Below are 14,579 nucleotides of genomic sequence, written 5' to 3' on the forward strand. Positions count from 1 at the left end.
ACCGACGACCTTCGGGTTATGAGCCCGACGAGCTACCAGGCTGCTCCACCCCGCGTCCGTGGAAGCGCACTATACTCCGCTAGCGTTCTGATGCAACCTTTTTTCGTAGAAATCGTCAATTTTGTAAGGAGTGGCGGCGAAATAGACAGTGACGGGCGGATTTTTACACAATTTGGGCTGCGGCGCGCTTTCGCGCATTTCATTAGCCGCATGGGTTTGTTATCTTCATCACGCACTAAGGCTTAGCAGCAATAAAGAAGAGATACCATGAAAGGACGTTGGGCAAAATATGTAGCGACGGGGGCAATGCTGGCGATGCTCGCCGCCTGTTCCTCGAAACCGACCGATCGCGGTCAGCAATATAGTGATGGCAAGTTTACCCAGCCGTTTTCATTGGTAAACCAACCTGATGCGGTCGGCGCGCCGATTAACGCCGGTGACTTCTCTCAGCAGGTTGGTCAGATTCGTAGCGCCTCTCCGCGTCTCTATAATAGCCAGAGCAGCGTTTATAACGCGATTCAGGAGTGGCTGCGTTCCGGCGGCGATACCCGCACGTTACGCCAGTTTGGTATTGATGCCTGGCAGATGCAGGGGGCCGATAACTACGGCAACGTGCAGTTTACCGGCTACTACACCCCGGTCGTGCAGGCCCGCCACACTCGCCAGGGCGAGTTCCAGTATCCTATTTACCGTATGCCGCCGAAAAACGGCAAACTGCCTTCCCGCGCCAGCATTTATGCCGGAGCGCTAAGCGATAACTACGTGCTGGCCTACAGCAACTCGCTGATGGATAACTTCATCATGGACGTTCAGGGCAGCGGCTATATCGACTTTGGCGACGGTTCGCCGCTTAATTTCTTCAGCTACGCCGGGAAAAACGGCTGGCCTTACCGTAGCATTGGTAAAGTGCTTATCGACCGCGGCGAAGTGAAGCGGGAAGATATGTCGATGCAGGCGATCCGTGAATGGGGCGAAAAGCATAGCGAAGCGGAAGTCCGCGAGCTGCTGGAACAGAACCCCTCTTTCGTCTTCTTTAAACCGCAGTCCTACGCGCCGGTGAAAGGAGCGAGCGCGGTACCGTTGATTGGCCGCGCGTCGGTCGCCTCTGACCGTTCGATTATTCCGCCGGGAACCACCTTGCTGGCCGAGGTGCCTCTGCTGGATAATAACGGTAAGTTTAACGGTCAATACGAGCTACGCCTGATGGTGGCGCTGGATGTCGGCGGGGCGATTAAAGGCCAGCACTTCGATATCTACCAGGGCATCGGCCCGGATGCGGGTCATCGCGCCGGTTGGTATAACCACTATGGCCGCGTGTGGGTACTGAAAAACGCGCCAGGCGCCGGTAGCGTCTTTAGCGGTTAACGTTTAAACGTCCGTATGTTTCTAACCCGGATCCGCGCAACGCGCCGGTCCGGGGTCTCCACTTTATTCTGAGGTTTTATGTCTGTAGTAATCAGCGATGCCTGGCGCCAGCGGTTTGGCGGCACGGCGCGTTTATATGGCGAAAAGGCGCTGCAGTGTTTTGCCGAGGCGCATGTTTGCGTGGTCGGGATCGGCGGCGTCGGTTCATGGGCGGCGGAAGCGCTGGCGCGAACCGGGATTGGCGCGATTACGCTGATTGATATGGATGATGTCTGCGTCACCAATACCAATCGCCAAATCCACGCCCTTGGCGGCAACGTTGGGCTGGCGAAAGCGGAAGTGATGGCCGAGCGTATACGTCTCATTAACCCGGAGTGCCGGGTTACGGTTATCGATGTTTTCATCACGCCGGAGAACGTAGCGGAATACCTGGGAACGGGCTTTAGCTATGTTATCGATGCTATCGATAGCATCAGGCCAAAAGCGGCGCTGATCGCCTGGTGCCGGCGTTATAAAGTCCCATTGGTCACGACCGGCGGAGCCGGCGGGCAAATTGATCCGACGCAGATCCAGGTCGCCGATTTGGCGAAAACAATTCAGGATCCGCTGGCGGCGAAACTGCGTGAGCGTCTGAAAAGCCAGTTCGGCGTAGTGAAGAATAGTAAAGGAAAGCTGGGCATCGATTGCGTCTTCTCGACCGAAGCGTTGGTCTACCCGCAGGCTGACGGCAGCGTATGTGCAATGAAAAGCACGGCGGAAGGGCCGAAGCGGATGGATTGCGCCTCCGGTTTTGGCGCGGCGACCATGGTGACGGCGACCTTTGGTTTTGTCGCCGTATCCCATGCGTTGAAGAAGATGTTGGCAAAAGCGCAGCGTCAGGGGGAATAGCCTGAGGGACGTTTTCCGGACGGCGCAGAACCGTAGCCCGGCTCAGCGTAGCGCAAGCCGGGGAGACGGCGTTTGAATTAGTTCTCGCGGGCGGCGGCGAGCACCGCGTCGCTTAGCGCCTGCAGCCCCTGACTGCGTGAAGCGCTAAGCTGCCCGCGCAAACCCAGCTCATCGAATAGCGCCAACGGATCTTTTGCTAAAATCTCAGCGGCGCTTTTTCCGTCGCAGGCGGCTAACAGCACCGCCAGTAGGCCGCGCACGATACGCCCTTCGCTATCGCCAAAGAAGCGCATCTTGCCCTCGGCATCAACCTGATACCCCAGCCAGACGCGGTTTTCGCAGCCCGCAATCTCTTTCGCCTGCGTCCGCTGGGCGTCCGTTAATGGCGGCAGTTTCTTACCCACTAAAATCAACTGGCGGTACTTATCTTCCCACTGAGTCAGCGGGGCGAAGGTCTGGCGCAGCGTCGCTTCGCTGAGCGCGGCGCTTAAAGGTTGGGAAGTCATCATTAATCCACCAGTATTTCCAGCGCGCGGTCGATAGCGTGTACCAGCGCATAGACATCATCTTGCGTATTGTACGGCGCGAATGAGGCGCGCAGCGTACCGCTGACGCCTAATGCCGCCAGTAGCGGCTGCGCGCAATGTTGCCCGGCGCGTAGCGCAATGCCGGACTCCGCCAGCAGCGTAACCATATCGCTATGGTGTACACCCTTGAAATCAAAGGCCAGCAGGCTCGAATCCTGACAGCGGAATGAACGAAAACCGGGCCGCTTTGCCAGCTCGTCTTCCGCAAGCGTCGCCAGGCTACGGCTCCAGTTTTCCGCCTGTGCAAGATCGATTTCCTGCAGCCATTCCAGCGCGGCGCTGAGGCCGATAACGCCGGCGACGTTGGGCGTCCCGGCTTCAAGCCGCCAGGGGGCGGGCTGGGGTTTAAAACCATCGAATGAGACTTCAGTAATCATTTTGCCGCCGCCGAGCCATGGCGACATTTCCGCCAGCAGGTCGCTTTTGCCATACAGCGCGCCAATACCCGTTGGGCCATACAGCTTGTGGGCGGAGAAGGCATAAAAATCGATATCCAGCGCCTGCACGTCAGCCGGGAAGTGCACCGCGCCCTGCGCGCCGTCAACCATCACTATCATTCCCGCCTGATGGGCGAGAGCAATGGCACGCTGCAGGTCGGGGCAGCCGCCGGTGACGTTAGACATCTGGCCAATCGCCAGCACCCGGCTGCGTGAAGAGATAAGCGAAGGGAGTTGCGCGATATCCGGCAGACGATCGGCGCCCAGCGGCAGCTTGACCACCCGCGCGCCGGTTTGTTCGGCAACCATCAGCCACGGTACCAGGTTGGCGTGGTGTTCGGCTTCGCTGACGATTATCTCATCGCCAGGATGCAGGCGCGGGCGCACGTAACTCTGCGCGACCATATTGATGGCTTCGGTGGTGCCGCGGGTCCAGACGATATCTTTGCCGGAAGGCGCGTTAAGCCAGTTGGCGACGCGTTCGCGCGCCGCCTCGTAGCGCTCGGTAAGATGCTGGGCGGCGGCAAACTGGCTGCGGTGGACGTTGCCGGCGCTCAGGCGATAAAACTGGTCGCTGGCATCGATCACGGCCAGCGGTTTTAGCGCCGTCGCCGCGCTATCCAGGTAGACGCCGGCATCCGCCAGGGCTGGAAACTGGGCGCGGAAATGGGCGGGATTGAATGCGTTCATGGAATTCCTCATATCGATATCACGATCGTCGCGCAAATTCCCCATTAGGGCAAGGCTGGTGATAGCGAGGAGGCGGGGAGAACGGTGATTTTTCGGCAAAAAAAAGCACCGCGCATTGCGGTGCTACATTAAATCACTATGGACAGACAGGGTAAATGTACAGGAAGTGAAAAGGTAGCCTTGCTACCATGGTCTGCAAACCCAGACCAATTGCAAACACAACAACACAACATCACAACCGTAAGCCAAAAGCTTGTTGGAACACGCATTCCAAAAAAAGCTTTTCGTTCCGGCTCAGGAAGTGCCGCCACTATAGGTATTTGCTGGTAGAACCTCAACGGACAATTTATAATGGCTCAGATAAAAAAAACTAATAGGTTAACTGTTGTTTCCTATTTGTTAAAACTCGTTAACATCTCAGTCAGAATAACCATGTCGAAGCGATTACCACCTCTGAATGCATTACGTGTTTTTGATGCAGCCGCACGTCATCTGAGCTTCACTCGCGCAGCCGATGAGCTTTTTGTGACGCAGGCCGCAGTAAGTCACCAAATCAAGTCACTAGAGGACTTTCTGGGCCTGAAGCTGTTTCGTCGACGCAATCGCTCGCTGCTGTTAACGGAAGAGGGGCAAAGCTATTTTCAGGATATTAAAGAGATTTTTTCGCAGCTCACCGAAGCGACGCGTAAACTGCAGGCGCGCAGCGCGAAAGGGGCGCTAACTGTTAGTTTATTGCCCAGTTTCGCCATTCAGTGGCTGGTGCCGCGACTCTCAAGCTTTAACTCAGCTTATCCGGGGATCGATGTGCGGATCCAGGCGGTGGACCGTCAGGAAGACAAACTGGCCGACGACGTCGACGTGGCGATTTTCTATGGCCGCGGCAACTGGCCGGGGCTACGTGTTGAAAAACTGTACGCCGAATATTTACTGCCGGTTTGTTCGCCGTTGTTGTTAACCGGTGACAAAGCGTTGAAAACGCCTGCCGATCTGGCGCAACATACGCTGTTACATGATGCCTCTCGCCGCGACTGGCAAACTTATACCCGGCAACTGGGTCTAAATCATATCAATGTGCAACAGGGACCGATATTCAGCCACAGCGCGATGGTGCTGCAGGCGGCAATCCATGGACAAGGCGTCGCACTGGCCAATAACGTTATGGCCCAGTCCGAAATTGAAGCAGGCCGTTTGGTCTGCCCGTTTAATGATGTTCTGGTCAGTAAGAACGCGTTTTACCTTGTTTGTCATGACAGTCAGGCTGAACTGGGTAAAATAGCCGCTTTCCGCCAGTGGATTTTAGCGAAGGCGGCGAGCGAACAAGAAAAATTCCGCTTTCGTTACGAACAATAACGGCCTGATGACCAGGCGTTAACTGACTTTGTAGGGTATCAACATGACCAGCCGTTTTATGCTGATTTTTGCCGCCATCAGCGGCTTTATCTTTGTGGCTCTGGGCGCCTTTGGCGCACACGTATTAAGTAAATCGCTGGGTGCGGCCGAAATGGCCTGGATCCACACCGGCCTTGAGTATCAGGCGTTTCATACGCTGGCGATTTTAGGCCTGTCTGTCGCCATGCAGCGGCGGATAAGCATCTGGTTTTACTGGAGCAGCGTGTTTTTGGCGCTGGGAACCGTGTTGTTCAGCGGCAGCTTATATTGCCTGGCGCTGTCGCATTTACGCCTGTGGGCGTTCGTTACCCCGGTAGGCGGCGTCTGCTTCCTTGCCGGTTGGGTATTAATGTTAATTGGTGCAATTCGTCTGAAACGTAAGGGCGTTGTTCATGAATAAGGTTGTCCTCTATTGTCGCCCCGGGTTTGAGAAAGAGTGCGCAGCAGAAATTACCGATAAGGCAGCCCGCCTTGAGGTATTTGGTTTTGCCCGGGTCAAAGACGACTCCGGCTATGTGATTTTTGAGTGCTATCAGCAGGGCGATGGCGAGAAGCTGGTGCGCGATTTGCCGTTTAGCTCGCTGATTTTCGCGCGCCAGATGTTCGTCGTTGGCGAACTGCTGCGCGACCTGCCGCCGGAAGACCGCATCACGCCGATCGTCGGCATGCTGCAGGGCGTGGTGGAAAAGGGCGGCGATCTGCGCGTTGAGGTTGCGGATACCAACGAAAGCAAGGAGCTGATGAAGTTCTGCCGCAAGTTCACGGTGCCACTGCGCGCGGCGCTGCGTGAAGCCGGCGTGCTGACTAACTATGAAACGCCGAAGCGTCCGGTGGTGCACGTGTTCTTTATCGCACCCGGCTGTTGCTATACCGGCTACTCCTTTAGCAATAACAACTCGCCGTTTTATATGGGGATCCCGCGCCTGAAGTTCCCTTCCGATGCGCCGAGCCGTTCGACGCTGAAGCTGGAAGAGGCATTTCACGTCTTCATTCCGGCGGATGAGTGGGACGAGCGTCTGGCGAATGGCATGTACGCGGTGGATCTCGGCGCCTGCCCGGGCGGCTGGACCTATCAGCTGGTGAAGCGCAACATGTGGGTCTCTTCGGTCGATAACGGCCCGATGGCGCAGAGCCTGATGGATACCGGACAGGTGACCTGGCTGCGTGAAGATGGCTTCCGCTATCGTCCGAACCGCAACAACATCTCGTGGATGGTGTGCGACATGGTTGAGAAACCGGCGAAGGTGGCGGCGTTAATGGCGCAGTGGCTGGTGAACGGCTGGTGTCGCGAGACCATTTTTAACCTCAAGCTGCCGATGAAAAAGCGCTATGAAGAGGTGTCGCAAAACCTGGCCTATATTCAGGCGCAGCTTGATGAGCACGGTATTAACGCGCAGATTCAGGCCCGTCAGCTGTATCACGACCGTGAAGAAGTGACCGTACACGTGCGTCGCCTGTGGGCGGCGGTCGGCGGCCGCCGCGACGAGCGCTAATTAGCGCTCAGCAGCCCCGGCCACGCATCAGCGCGGCCGGGGATCACGCGGATGGCAAACGCAGCTGTTGCAGGTTGCCATCGAGCTGTAAATCCGTTTGCAGGCGGGCGATTTCCCGGCAGGTAAACGCCATCTCTTTATGCTCTTCAAGTTTCTTACGCCACTTCTCCGGCACATTCGCAAGCCGCGCGTAGATGCCTTCTAAATCCTGATAATCCGTTAACAGCTGCGCCGCGCTTTTCGGCCCAATTCCGGCAACGCCCGGTACTTTCGAACTGCTAATCCCCGCCAGACCCCAGTAGTCCGGCAGTTGCTCCGGCGTCACGCCGAATTCATTGGCGATAAACGGCGCATCCAGCCAGCGTTTCTGGAAATAGTCGCGGATGCGGATGGTCGGCGACAGCAGCTGACAGTAGCCTTTATCGGTCGAGACAATAGTCGCCTGATGCCCGGCCTGGGCAACTTTAACGGCGAGCGTGGCCGCCAGGTCGTCCGCTTCGCTGCCGGGCAGCGCCCAGCAGCGGATACCGCGCTGTTCGAAGGCCGCCCGCAGCGCCGGCATTTCCGCCTCCAGCGTTTCCGGCATCGGCGCGCGCCCGGCTTTATATTCCGGCAGCCGCTGATGGCGCCAGCCGTGGGCGCGGTCTTCATCGTCGAACACCGCCACGGCGTGCGTCGGCTGGCTGTGGACGATAAGCTGTTCCAGGGCGTGCAGGCAGGTATCCGCGCAGGGTGAACCCTGTACCGCATGAATACGGCGGATCAGGTTGAGCGCGTCGACAATTAACAGATGAACAGCCACAAGATACCTCCCTTTGTTCTAAGGCTGTAAGGGTAACATCGGTGGCAAGACGAGGCTATTGGTAGAGCGAAGTTCGGGAAGCAGGCTCGCAGAATGAGCCAGGGCGGGAGGAGAGTTGGCCCGACATACCGAAGCGTGCCGGGCCAGAGGCGTTAATCGCAGGCGACGATTTTCATCGCCAGGCCGCCGCGAGAGGTTTCGCGGTACTTGGCGTTCATATCTTTGCCCGTTTCATACATCGTCTCGATAACCTTATCGAGGCACACGCGCGGTTCGCTGGTACGGCGCAGGGCCATGCGCGCGGCGTTAACCGCTTTGACCGCCGCGATGGCGTTACGCTCGATGCACGGTACCTGCACCTGGCCGGCAACCGGGTCGCAGGTCAGGCCGAGGTTATGCTCCATACCGATTTCCGCGGCGATGCACACCTGAGCCGGGCTAGCGCCCAGCAGCTCCGCCAGACCGGCCGCGGCCATCGAGCAGGCCACGCCGACTTCGCCCTGGCAACCGACTTCGGCACCGGAGATAGAGGCATTCATCTTATACAGCGAGCCAATGGCGCTGGCGACCAGCATATAGCGGGCCAGAGAGTTAGCGTTCACCTTACGGATAAACTTGTCGTAGTAGGCCAGTACCGCCGGAACGATACCGCACGCGCCGTTAGTTGGCGCGGTGACAACGCGGCCACCGGCGGCGTTCTCTTCGTTTACCGCCAGCGCGAACATGTTGATCCAGTCCACGACCGCCATCGGGTCGCTGTTGGTATTGTCTTGGCTCACCAGCATGCGGCGCAACGCGGCGGCGCGGCGCGGAACGCGCAGTTTGCCCGGCAGCACGCCTTCCGTGGTGATACCGCGCTCGATACCGGCGCTCATCACTTCCCACACCGCGGCGAAGTGCTGTTCCAGCTCTTCTTTGCTGTGCAGCGCCAGCTCGTTCTGCATCATCAGCCCGGAGAGCGACAGGCCGGTTTCATTGCAGTGTTTCTGTAGGTCGGCGGCGTTTTTGTACGGATAAGGCACGGCAACCGGCGCTTCGGTGGTCAGGCCGAAGTGCTCTTCATCGACGATAAAGCCGCCGCCGATGGAGTAGTAGGTCTGGCTGTAGAGTACCTTGTCGCCGCCCAGCGCGGTAATGCGCATGCCGTTCTCATGCAGAGACAGGTTGTCGGCATGGAAATTCATGCACTGGTCGACAGGGAACGCGACTTCGTGCTGGCCGTTCGCCAGCAGCAGGCGGCCGTGGGTGTTAACGTCCTGGATAAAGCCCGGGATCGCGTCGATGTCGACGGTATCCGGCAGATTGCCGGCCAGCCCCATGATAATGGCGATATCGGTATGGTGGCCTTTACCGGTCAGGGACAGGGAGCCGTAAACGTCAACGACGACTTTGCTGACGTCAGCCAGCAGGCCGCGCGCAATCAGGTCGTCAGTAAATTGTTTGCCCGCTTTCATCGGTCCAACGGTATGGGAGCTGGATGGGCCAATGCCGATTTTGAAAATATCGAATACGCTGATCATGATGTATTCCAGTACTGTCGGAAAGCGCGCCGCCGTTAAGCGGCGCGAGGGGAGGTCTTAAGAGAATTAGCTGAACAGAGAGTAGAAAATCGCGGAGATGGCAATCAGGCCCATAATCACAACGAAGACGTTGCTGATGTGGCCGCTGTATTTGCGCATGGCCGGAACTTTCTGGATAGCGTACATCGGCATCAGGAACAGGATCATCGCGATAATCGGGCCGCCCAGGGTCTCAATCATGCCGAGGATGCTCGGGTTCAGCGTGGCCACAATCCAGGTGGTGACCAGCATAAACAGCGCGGTCAGCTTGTTCAGTTTGTTGATTTCGATGGTTTTGCCTTTGCCGCGCAGAGACTTAATCACCATGCCGTTGAAACCTTCACGAGCGCCCAGATAGTGGCCGAGGAAGGATTTGGTGATAGCGATCATCGCGATGATCGGCGCCATCCAGGCGATAACCGGTGCATTAAAGTGGTTCGCCAGGTAAGACAGAATCGAGATGTTCTGCTCTTTCGCCGCCGCCAGGTCTGCCGGAGACAGGCTCAGTACGCAGCTGAAGACGAAGAACATAACGGTCAGCACCATCATGATGTGAGCGCGCGCCAGGATGCTGGAGCATTTCTTCTCAGCGCCTTCGCCGTACTCTTCACGCTTCGCGACCGCGAAGGAGGAGATGATCGGCGAGTGGTTAAAGGAGAAGACCATCACCGGGATCGCCAGCCACAGGGTCATCAGCAGACCGTTACCGGTTGTTGTCGCGCTGCTCAGCGACAGGGTTTCCAGCGCCGCGCCGTTCCACTGTGGGATCAGATACAGCGCCAGGATCATCAGCGCGATAACGAACGGGAATACCAGGATGCTCATTGCTTTAACGATCATCTGCTCGCCGAAACGAACGATGGTCATCATGCCGACAATCAGGATCAGGGACAGAATGGCGCGCGGCGGCGGCGTCATGTGCAGCTGGTGCGCCATGAAGCTTTCGACGGTGTTGGTGATAGCCACGCTGTAAACCAGCAGAATCGGATAAATTGCGAAGAAGTAGAGCAGAGTAATCAGCTTACCTGCACCCACGCCAAAGTGTTCTTCAACCACTTCGGTGATGTCTTCACCCGGGTTTTTACCGGAAAGCACGAAGCGGGTCATACCGCGGTGTGCGAAGAAGGTCATCGGGAAGGCCAGAATAGCCATGATAATCAGTGGGATCATACCGCCGACGCCGGCGTTGATTGGCAGGAACAAAACGCCCGCGCCGATCGCCGTGCCGTACAGGCCCAGCATCCACATGGTATCCGTTTTGCGCCATCCGCTGCGGGTTTCACCCGAAACGATAGTGCTGGTTTGTGTGGTTTCCATCTGTATCTCCTGGAGGAATCAACAAAATCTAGTAAATAAAAACGATTAAATAATATGAAATTCGTTGCTTTACGGTTTTTTAGAAATTTTCTCCGTAACAATTGGGCGGCAAGATACATTTATATGGAAAATACATCAGTGATCGGGATCCCAAATGCAATAATCCACTTTAAATCTGAACGTTTTTAGCCCAACAGTCTGTTTATGGTGATCAGCCAGATAAATGTGGCGCGAAGGCTATCATTTGCAGCACATGAGATAAAAGCTCTGTTACCAAATAACGAGGTTTTTGCTGCAAAAAAGTGATGTAAACGACGTTTTTTCGCCATAATGTTATTTTTATGGTGAATTTTATTGCTCTTTTTGGAAACGCAAACGATTGGCTATGTGGAAACTCTACGAATCATTAATTAGAAAAATTAATTAACTGGAAATTGCGGGCGGGAGTACCCGGGCAGGGTATCGACCGCCGCCCGGGAGAGGTATCACGTTATCAGGAGCAGATTTCGTAGCACGGAATGTAGGCGCTGCCGCCCGGAAGCTTCATGCGGTGCTGGGCAACGAAGCCCTGCAGCAGATCGTCCATGCGGCGCATCATTTCCGGATCGCCATGCAGCTTGTAAGGGCCATATTTCTCGATGGCCTGAATACCGACTTCTTTCACGTTGCCGGCGACAATACCGGAGAAGGCGCGACGCAGGTCGGCGGCCAGCACTTCCACCGGTTGGTCCGGATAAAGTTTGAGATTAGCCATATTGTCGTGCGTTGGCTCAAACGGCATCTGCAGGTCCGGCGAAATACGAATCGACCAGTTGAAGCTATAGGCGTCATCGGTTTCGCGGCGGCTCTCTTTGACCAATGGCATCGCTTTTTTCATCTGGCGCGCCACTTCCGCGGCATCGTCGATAATAATGCGGTAGTGGCGGCGAGCCGATTCGCCGAGGGTATGAACGATGAACTCGTCCAGCACGCGGAAGTAGTCGGCGCTCTCTTTCGGCCCGGTGAGGATAAGCGGCAGCACCTGTGATTTGTTATCCGGATGCATCAGGATGCCCAGCAGATAAAGCAGCTCTTCCGCAGTACCCACGCCGCCCGGGAAGATGATAATACCGTGGGCGATGCGTACGAACGCTTCGAGACGCTTTTCGATATCCGGCATGATGATCAGTTCGTTGACCAGCGGGTTTGGCGGCTCAGCGGCGATAATGGAAGGTTCGGTCATGCCGATAAAGCGGCTGTCTTTATAGCGCTGCTGGGCGTGGCCGACGGCGGCGCCTTTCATTGGCGCTTCCATGGCGCCTGGCCCGCAGCCGGTGCAGATGTTCAGTTCGCGCAGGCCAAGCTGGGTACCGACGCGGCGCGCGTACAGGTACTCATTTTCATTAATAGAGTGGCCGCCCCAGCAGACAATCATATTCGGCGCTTCGCCGACGTGCAGCGCGCGGGCGTTGCGCAGAATAGAGAACACCAGGTTGGTGATGTGAATTGAGCTTTCGAGATCGAGATTCGGGAAGCGGACGGTGTTGTGGATCTGCCCGTAGACGAACAGGATATCGCGCAGCACGGCAAACAGGTTGGCCTGCAGGGAACGGATAATACGGCCATCGACGAAAGCGTCTTCCGGCGGGTTGATCAGTTCCAGCTTCACGCCGCGTTCGCGGCGCAGCACGTTAATATCGAAGTTTTCAAAACGAGACAGTAGCTCCTTGCTGTTATCGGTCAGGCTCCCCGAGTTGAGCACAGCAAGCGAGCAGTTGCGAAAGAGTTGATACAGGTCACTACTGGCGGTGCGTTTAAGCATATCCACTTCCAGCTGTGACAGCATATCCATTGAACCAAGCGGGCTAACGTGTGTAATCAAGTGAACTCCTTACAGGACGATTATCGTCTTCCTGTGATTACAATAGCCCTGGCCGTAGTCTTTCCACAACCTTGCGTACGCGTTAACGCACGCAAAGTGTGAAAAATTTCGCTTATTGCCGCGCCAGACGGCCGGTTGCCGGCACGAATTCACCGTTGCTGCGCCACGGATTGATATCCAGGCCGCCGCGGCGGGTGTAGCGAGCGTACACGGAAAGCGATTCCGGGCGGCAGAAACGCAGTACATCATTAAAGATGCGTTCGACGCACTGTTCATGGAACTCATTGTGGTGGCGGAACGACACCAGATAGCGCAGCAGTTTTTCGCGATCGATTTTCGGCCCGCGATACTGAATCTGTACCGAGCCCCAGTCCGGCTGGTGGGTGATCAGACAATTCGATTTCAGCAGATGGCTGACCAGCGTCTCTTCGACGACTTTGCCGCTGGCAGCATCCTGCAGGTAGTCGGCGCTGAACTGATAGTTATCAATCTCGATATCCTGATCGTCGATGCAGGCGCCATGCAGATGGGCGACCGGTTGCCCTTCCAGCTCATCGAGTCGGTACAGCGAAACCTTGACCTCGCCCTGGGCGCAGGCGCTGAGATCGCGGGTCAACGTCGCCTGGACTTCCTCCCAGTCGGCGAAGCGGGTCTGGTTGAAGCTGTTCAGGTACAGTTTAAAGCTTTTCGATTCCACCAGATTGACGGTGGTATCGCTCAGCTCCACGTAGCCGACGGCGACCTGCGGCAGGCCTTTGGCGTTCAGCCACGACAGCTCGTACAGCGTCCAGATATCGGCGCCGTGGAACGGTAGATTATCAGCGTGCAGGCCGAGCGGGTCGCGGTTCAGGCTGCGCGGCACGCCCTGCAGCAACGAAGCGTCATAGGTATCGCGGTAATCCGTTGATTTACCGAGCGTCAGGCCGGCCAGCGCCTGATGATTATCGTAAGAAGACATGTTTCACCATAGTAAAGCGGGTACACTATATGCCAAGTGTATCCTGTCTAACGTGAAGAGAGAAACCGGTGGATCATCAGACCATAGAAGCGCTGCAATCATTTACCCAACGTTACTGCGATGCCTGGCAGCAGCGTTATGCCAGCCTGCCGCGCAGCGAAGACCTTTATGGCATCCCATCTCCCTGTATTAGCGCCAGTGAAGACGATGCCGTTTTCTGGCAGCCGCAGCCGTTTACGTTAGAACACCATCTCGATGGAGTTGAACGAGCGCTGGAGATTGTGGTACAACAGCCAATTCATAGTTATTATACCACTCAGTTCGCTGGCGATATGCACGCCCGCTTCGCGGCACAGAACCTTACTTTGCTGCAGGCCTGGAGCCCGGATGATTTCCAGCGAGTGCAGGAAAACCTTATTGGTCACCTGGTGGTGCAAAAACGCCTCAAGCTATCGCCGACGCTGTTTATCGCCACGCTGGATAGCGAACTGGAGGTTATTTCGGTCTGCAACCTGAGCGGCGAAGTCATTAAAGAGACGCTCGGAACCCGAAAAAGAGAGACCCTTTCTCACTCGCTTGCGAGTTTCCTGAATCAGCTTGAGCCCCTTCTGTAATCCATTTACCCTGGTGGTTTGTGAGAGATCTCTTACAAGACCTGTAAGAGATCGTCATCATTTTCAGCAATTTTTTACGTAGTGATTACATCTAACTTATTGTTATAAAATGATTTGGTAATTATGTGGTCTTTTAGTTTGGCCACTAATCTTAAGAGATTGTCGTAGTAAGTCTTGTAAGAAGAGGCGGAATCAGTGATCCTATGTACGTCGACAGGAAGTCGCAAATGAAGAGAACATCAGGATGATGGCTCTTCTACAGGACCCGCCAGGATGGCGTTGCAAGGACAGGCTTCAGGATGAGGCAAGGATAACGCAGGAACGCGTAAAGGACACCTCCAGGATGGAGAACGAGAGCCGCTCAGGATGAACGGTGGATCAGGAAGATCTGGACACACTTAGGGATAAGTTATTTCACATCGGGGTGGTGTGAAAGCAGGATGCGCTAGTTTATGGATGAACTTGGTCAGGAGACCTCAGGAAAAGTTTTCAAGGACGAGCAGGGAGCACCAATGTAGCTGGAATGCTGCAAAACGAACCGGGAGCACTGTTTATACAGTGCTCCCTTTTTTTATTTCTCTCGCGGATTTGCTATCCTGCGCCCGGTTTACAATTCATC

The 14,579-nt window shown here is 56.0% G+C and carries 13 protein-coding genes; 6 read left to right on the forward strand and 7 right to left on the reverse strand.

Annotated elements, in window-relative coordinates:
- Window positions 1-267: 267 nt before the first annotated feature.
- Together mltA and tcdA are read left to right on the forward strand one after the other, a co-directional pair.
- Window positions 268-1,365 carry a murein transglycosylase A gene (gene mltA, locus ABLV17_RS09310; protein WP_045377497.1) on the forward strand — a complete coding sequence of 366 codons (1,098 nt, stop codon included), beginning with the start codon at window positions 268-270 and terminating at the stop codon, window positions 1,363-1,365.
- A 78-nt stretch (window positions 1,366-1,443) separates the two neighbouring features.
- Window positions 1,444-2,253 carry a tRNA cyclic N6-threonylcarbamoyladenosine(37) synthase TcdA gene (gene tcdA, locus ABLV17_RS09315; RefSeq protein WP_348854219.1) on the forward strand — a complete coding sequence of 270 codons (810 nt, stop codon included), beginning with the start codon at window positions 1,444-1,446 and terminating at the stop codon, window positions 2,251-2,253.
- A 77-nt stretch (window positions 2,254-2,330) separates the two neighbouring features.
- Here tcdA and csdE read toward each other — a convergent pair whose 3' ends face one another.
- Window positions 2,331-2,762: a cysteine desulfurase sulfur acceptor subunit CsdE gene (gene csdE, locus ABLV17_RS09320; RefSeq protein WP_087858607.1), complete on the reverse strand. Its 432-nt coding sequence runs from the start codon at window positions 2,760-2,762 to the stop codon at window positions 2,331-2,333.
- Window positions 2,762-3,967: a cysteine desulfurase CsdA gene (csdA, locus tag ABLV17_RS09325; RefSeq protein ID WP_308958938.1), complete on the reverse strand. Its 1,206-nt coding sequence runs from the start codon at window positions 3,965-3,967 to the stop codon at window positions 2,762-2,764. The genes csdE and csdA overlap by 1 nt, the downstream gene beginning before the upstream one ends.
- Window positions 3,968-4,399: 432 nt before the next feature.
- Between csdA and gcvA the strand changes: the two genes are divergently transcribed.
- Genes gcvA through rlmM form a run of 3 tightly spaced genes read left to right on the forward strand, consistent with a single transcriptional unit; the run spans window position 4,400 to window position 6,849 of the window.
- Window positions 4,400-5,317 carry a glycine cleavage system transcriptional regulator GcvA gene (gene gcvA / locus ABLV17_RS09330; RefSeq protein WP_015369945.1) on the forward strand — a complete coding sequence of 306 codons (918 nt, stop codon included), beginning with the start codon at window positions 4,400-4,402 and terminating at the stop codon, window positions 5,315-5,317.
- 43 nt (window positions 5,318-5,360) lie between these two features.
- The gene (locus ABLV17_RS09335; RefSeq protein WP_015369946.1) at window positions 5,361-5,756 is read left to right on the forward strand and encodes a DUF423 domain-containing protein; all 396 of its coding nucleotides are present in this window, start codon (window positions 5,361-5,363) and stop codon (window positions 5,754-5,756) included.
- The gene (gene rlmM, locus ABLV17_RS09340; RefSeq protein WP_015369947.1) at window positions 5,749-6,849 is read left to right on the forward strand and encodes a 23S rRNA (cytidine(2498)-2'-O)-methyltransferase RlmM; all 1,101 of its coding nucleotides are present in this window, start codon (window positions 5,749-5,751) and stop codon (window positions 6,847-6,849) included. Before ABLV17_RS09335 ends, rlmM begins: the two co-directional genes overlap by 8 nt.
- 43 nt (window positions 6,850-6,892) lie before the next feature.
- On the opposite strand, the gene xni is transcribed toward rlmM, so the two are convergent.
- The 5 genes from xni to queF all read right to left on the reverse strand — a co-directional run bounded on the left by xni (window position 6,893) and on the right by queF (window position 13,346).
- Entirely contained in the window at window positions 6,893-7,651 is a 759-nt protein-coding gene (xni, locus tag ABLV17_RS09345; protein WP_113372952.1) for a flap endonuclease Xni, read from the reverse strand.
- A 152-nt stretch (window positions 7,652-7,803) separates the two neighbouring features.
- On the reverse strand, window positions 7,804-9,171 hold the full coding sequence (locus ABLV17_RS09350) for an L-serine ammonia-lyase (RefSeq protein ID WP_213793485.1): 1,368 nt from the start codon (window positions 9,169-9,171) through the stop codon (window positions 7,804-7,806).
- A 66-nt stretch (window positions 9,172-9,237) separates the two neighbouring features.
- Window positions 9,238-10,527 carry an HAAAP family serine/threonine permease gene (locus ABLV17_RS09355; RefSeq protein WP_087858603.1) on the reverse strand — a complete coding sequence of 430 codons (1,290 nt, stop codon included), beginning with the start codon at window positions 10,525-10,527 and terminating at the stop codon, window positions 9,238-9,240.
- A gap of 493 nt (window positions 10,528-11,020) precedes the next feature.
- Window positions 11,021-12,388, reverse strand: coding sequence for a nucleotide 5'-monophosphate nucleosidase PpnN (gene ppnN, locus ABLV17_RS09360; RefSeq protein WP_045397613.1), 1,368 nt, complete (start codon window positions 12,386-12,388; stop codon window positions 11,021-11,023).
- Between the two features lie 112 nt (window positions 12,389-12,500).
- Window positions 12,501-13,346: an NADPH-dependent 7-cyano-7-deazaguanine reductase QueF gene (gene queF, locus ABLV17_RS09365; protein WP_087858602.1), complete on the reverse strand. Its 846-nt coding sequence runs from the start codon at window positions 13,344-13,346 to the stop codon at window positions 12,501-12,503.
- 68 nt (window positions 13,347-13,414) lie between these two features.
- Between queF and syd the strand changes: the two genes are divergently transcribed.
- Window positions 13,415-13,960 (forward strand): SecY-interacting protein, encoded by a 546-nt coding sequence (gene syd, locus ABLV17_RS09370; RefSeq protein WP_032712431.1) that lies wholly within the window; start codon window positions 13,415-13,417, stop codon window positions 13,958-13,960.
- The last annotated feature ends 619 nt before the right edge of the window (window positions 13,961-14,579 follow it).

Source organism: Klebsiella sp. CN_Kp091 (assembly GCF_040065095.1).
Classification (GTDB): Bacteria; Pseudomonadota; Gammaproteobacteria; order Enterobacterales; family Enterobacteriaceae; genus Klebsiella; species Klebsiella aerogenes.

What these genes read in the sequence shown, in the direction of transcription:
- mltA (WP_045377497.1), top strand. Translation starts at nt 268, where the DNA reads ATGAAAGGACGTTGGGCAAAATATGTAGCGACGGGGGCAATGCTGGCG.
- tcdA (WP_348854219.1), top strand. Translation starts at nt 1,444, where the DNA reads ATGTCTGTAGTAATCAGCGATGCCTGGCGCCAGCGGTTTGGCGGCACG.
- csdE (WP_087858607.1), bottom strand. Translation starts at nt 2,762, where the DNA reads ATGATGACTTCCCAACCTTTAAGCGCCGCGCTCAGCGAAGCGACGCTG.
- csdA (WP_308958938.1), bottom strand. Translation starts at nt 3,967, where the DNA reads ATGAACGCATTCAATCCCGCCCATTTCCGCGCCCAGTTTCCAGCCCTG.
- gcvA (WP_015369945.1), top strand. Translation starts at nt 4,400, where the DNA reads ATGTCGAAGCGATTACCACCTCTGAATGCATTACGTGTTTTTGATGCA.
- ABLV17_RS09335 (WP_015369946.1), top strand. Translation starts at nt 5,361, where the DNA reads ATGACCAGCCGTTTTATGCTGATTTTTGCCGCCATCAGCGGCTTTATC.
- rlmM (WP_015369947.1), top strand. Translation starts at nt 5,749, where the DNA reads ATGAATAAGGTTGTCCTCTATTGTCGCCCCGGGTTTGAGAAAGAGTGC.
- ABLV17_RS09350 (WP_213793485.1), bottom strand. Translation starts at nt 9,171, where the DNA reads ATGATCAGCGTATTCGATATTTTCAAAATCGGCATTGGCCCATCCAGC.
- ABLV17_RS09355 (WP_087858603.1), bottom strand. Translation starts at nt 10,527, where the DNA reads ATGGAAACCACACAAACCAGCACTATCGTTTCGGGTGAAACCCGCAGC.
- queF (WP_087858602.1), bottom strand. Translation starts at nt 13,346, where the DNA reads ATGTCTTCTTACGATAATCATCAGGCGCTGGCCGGCCTGACGCTCGGT.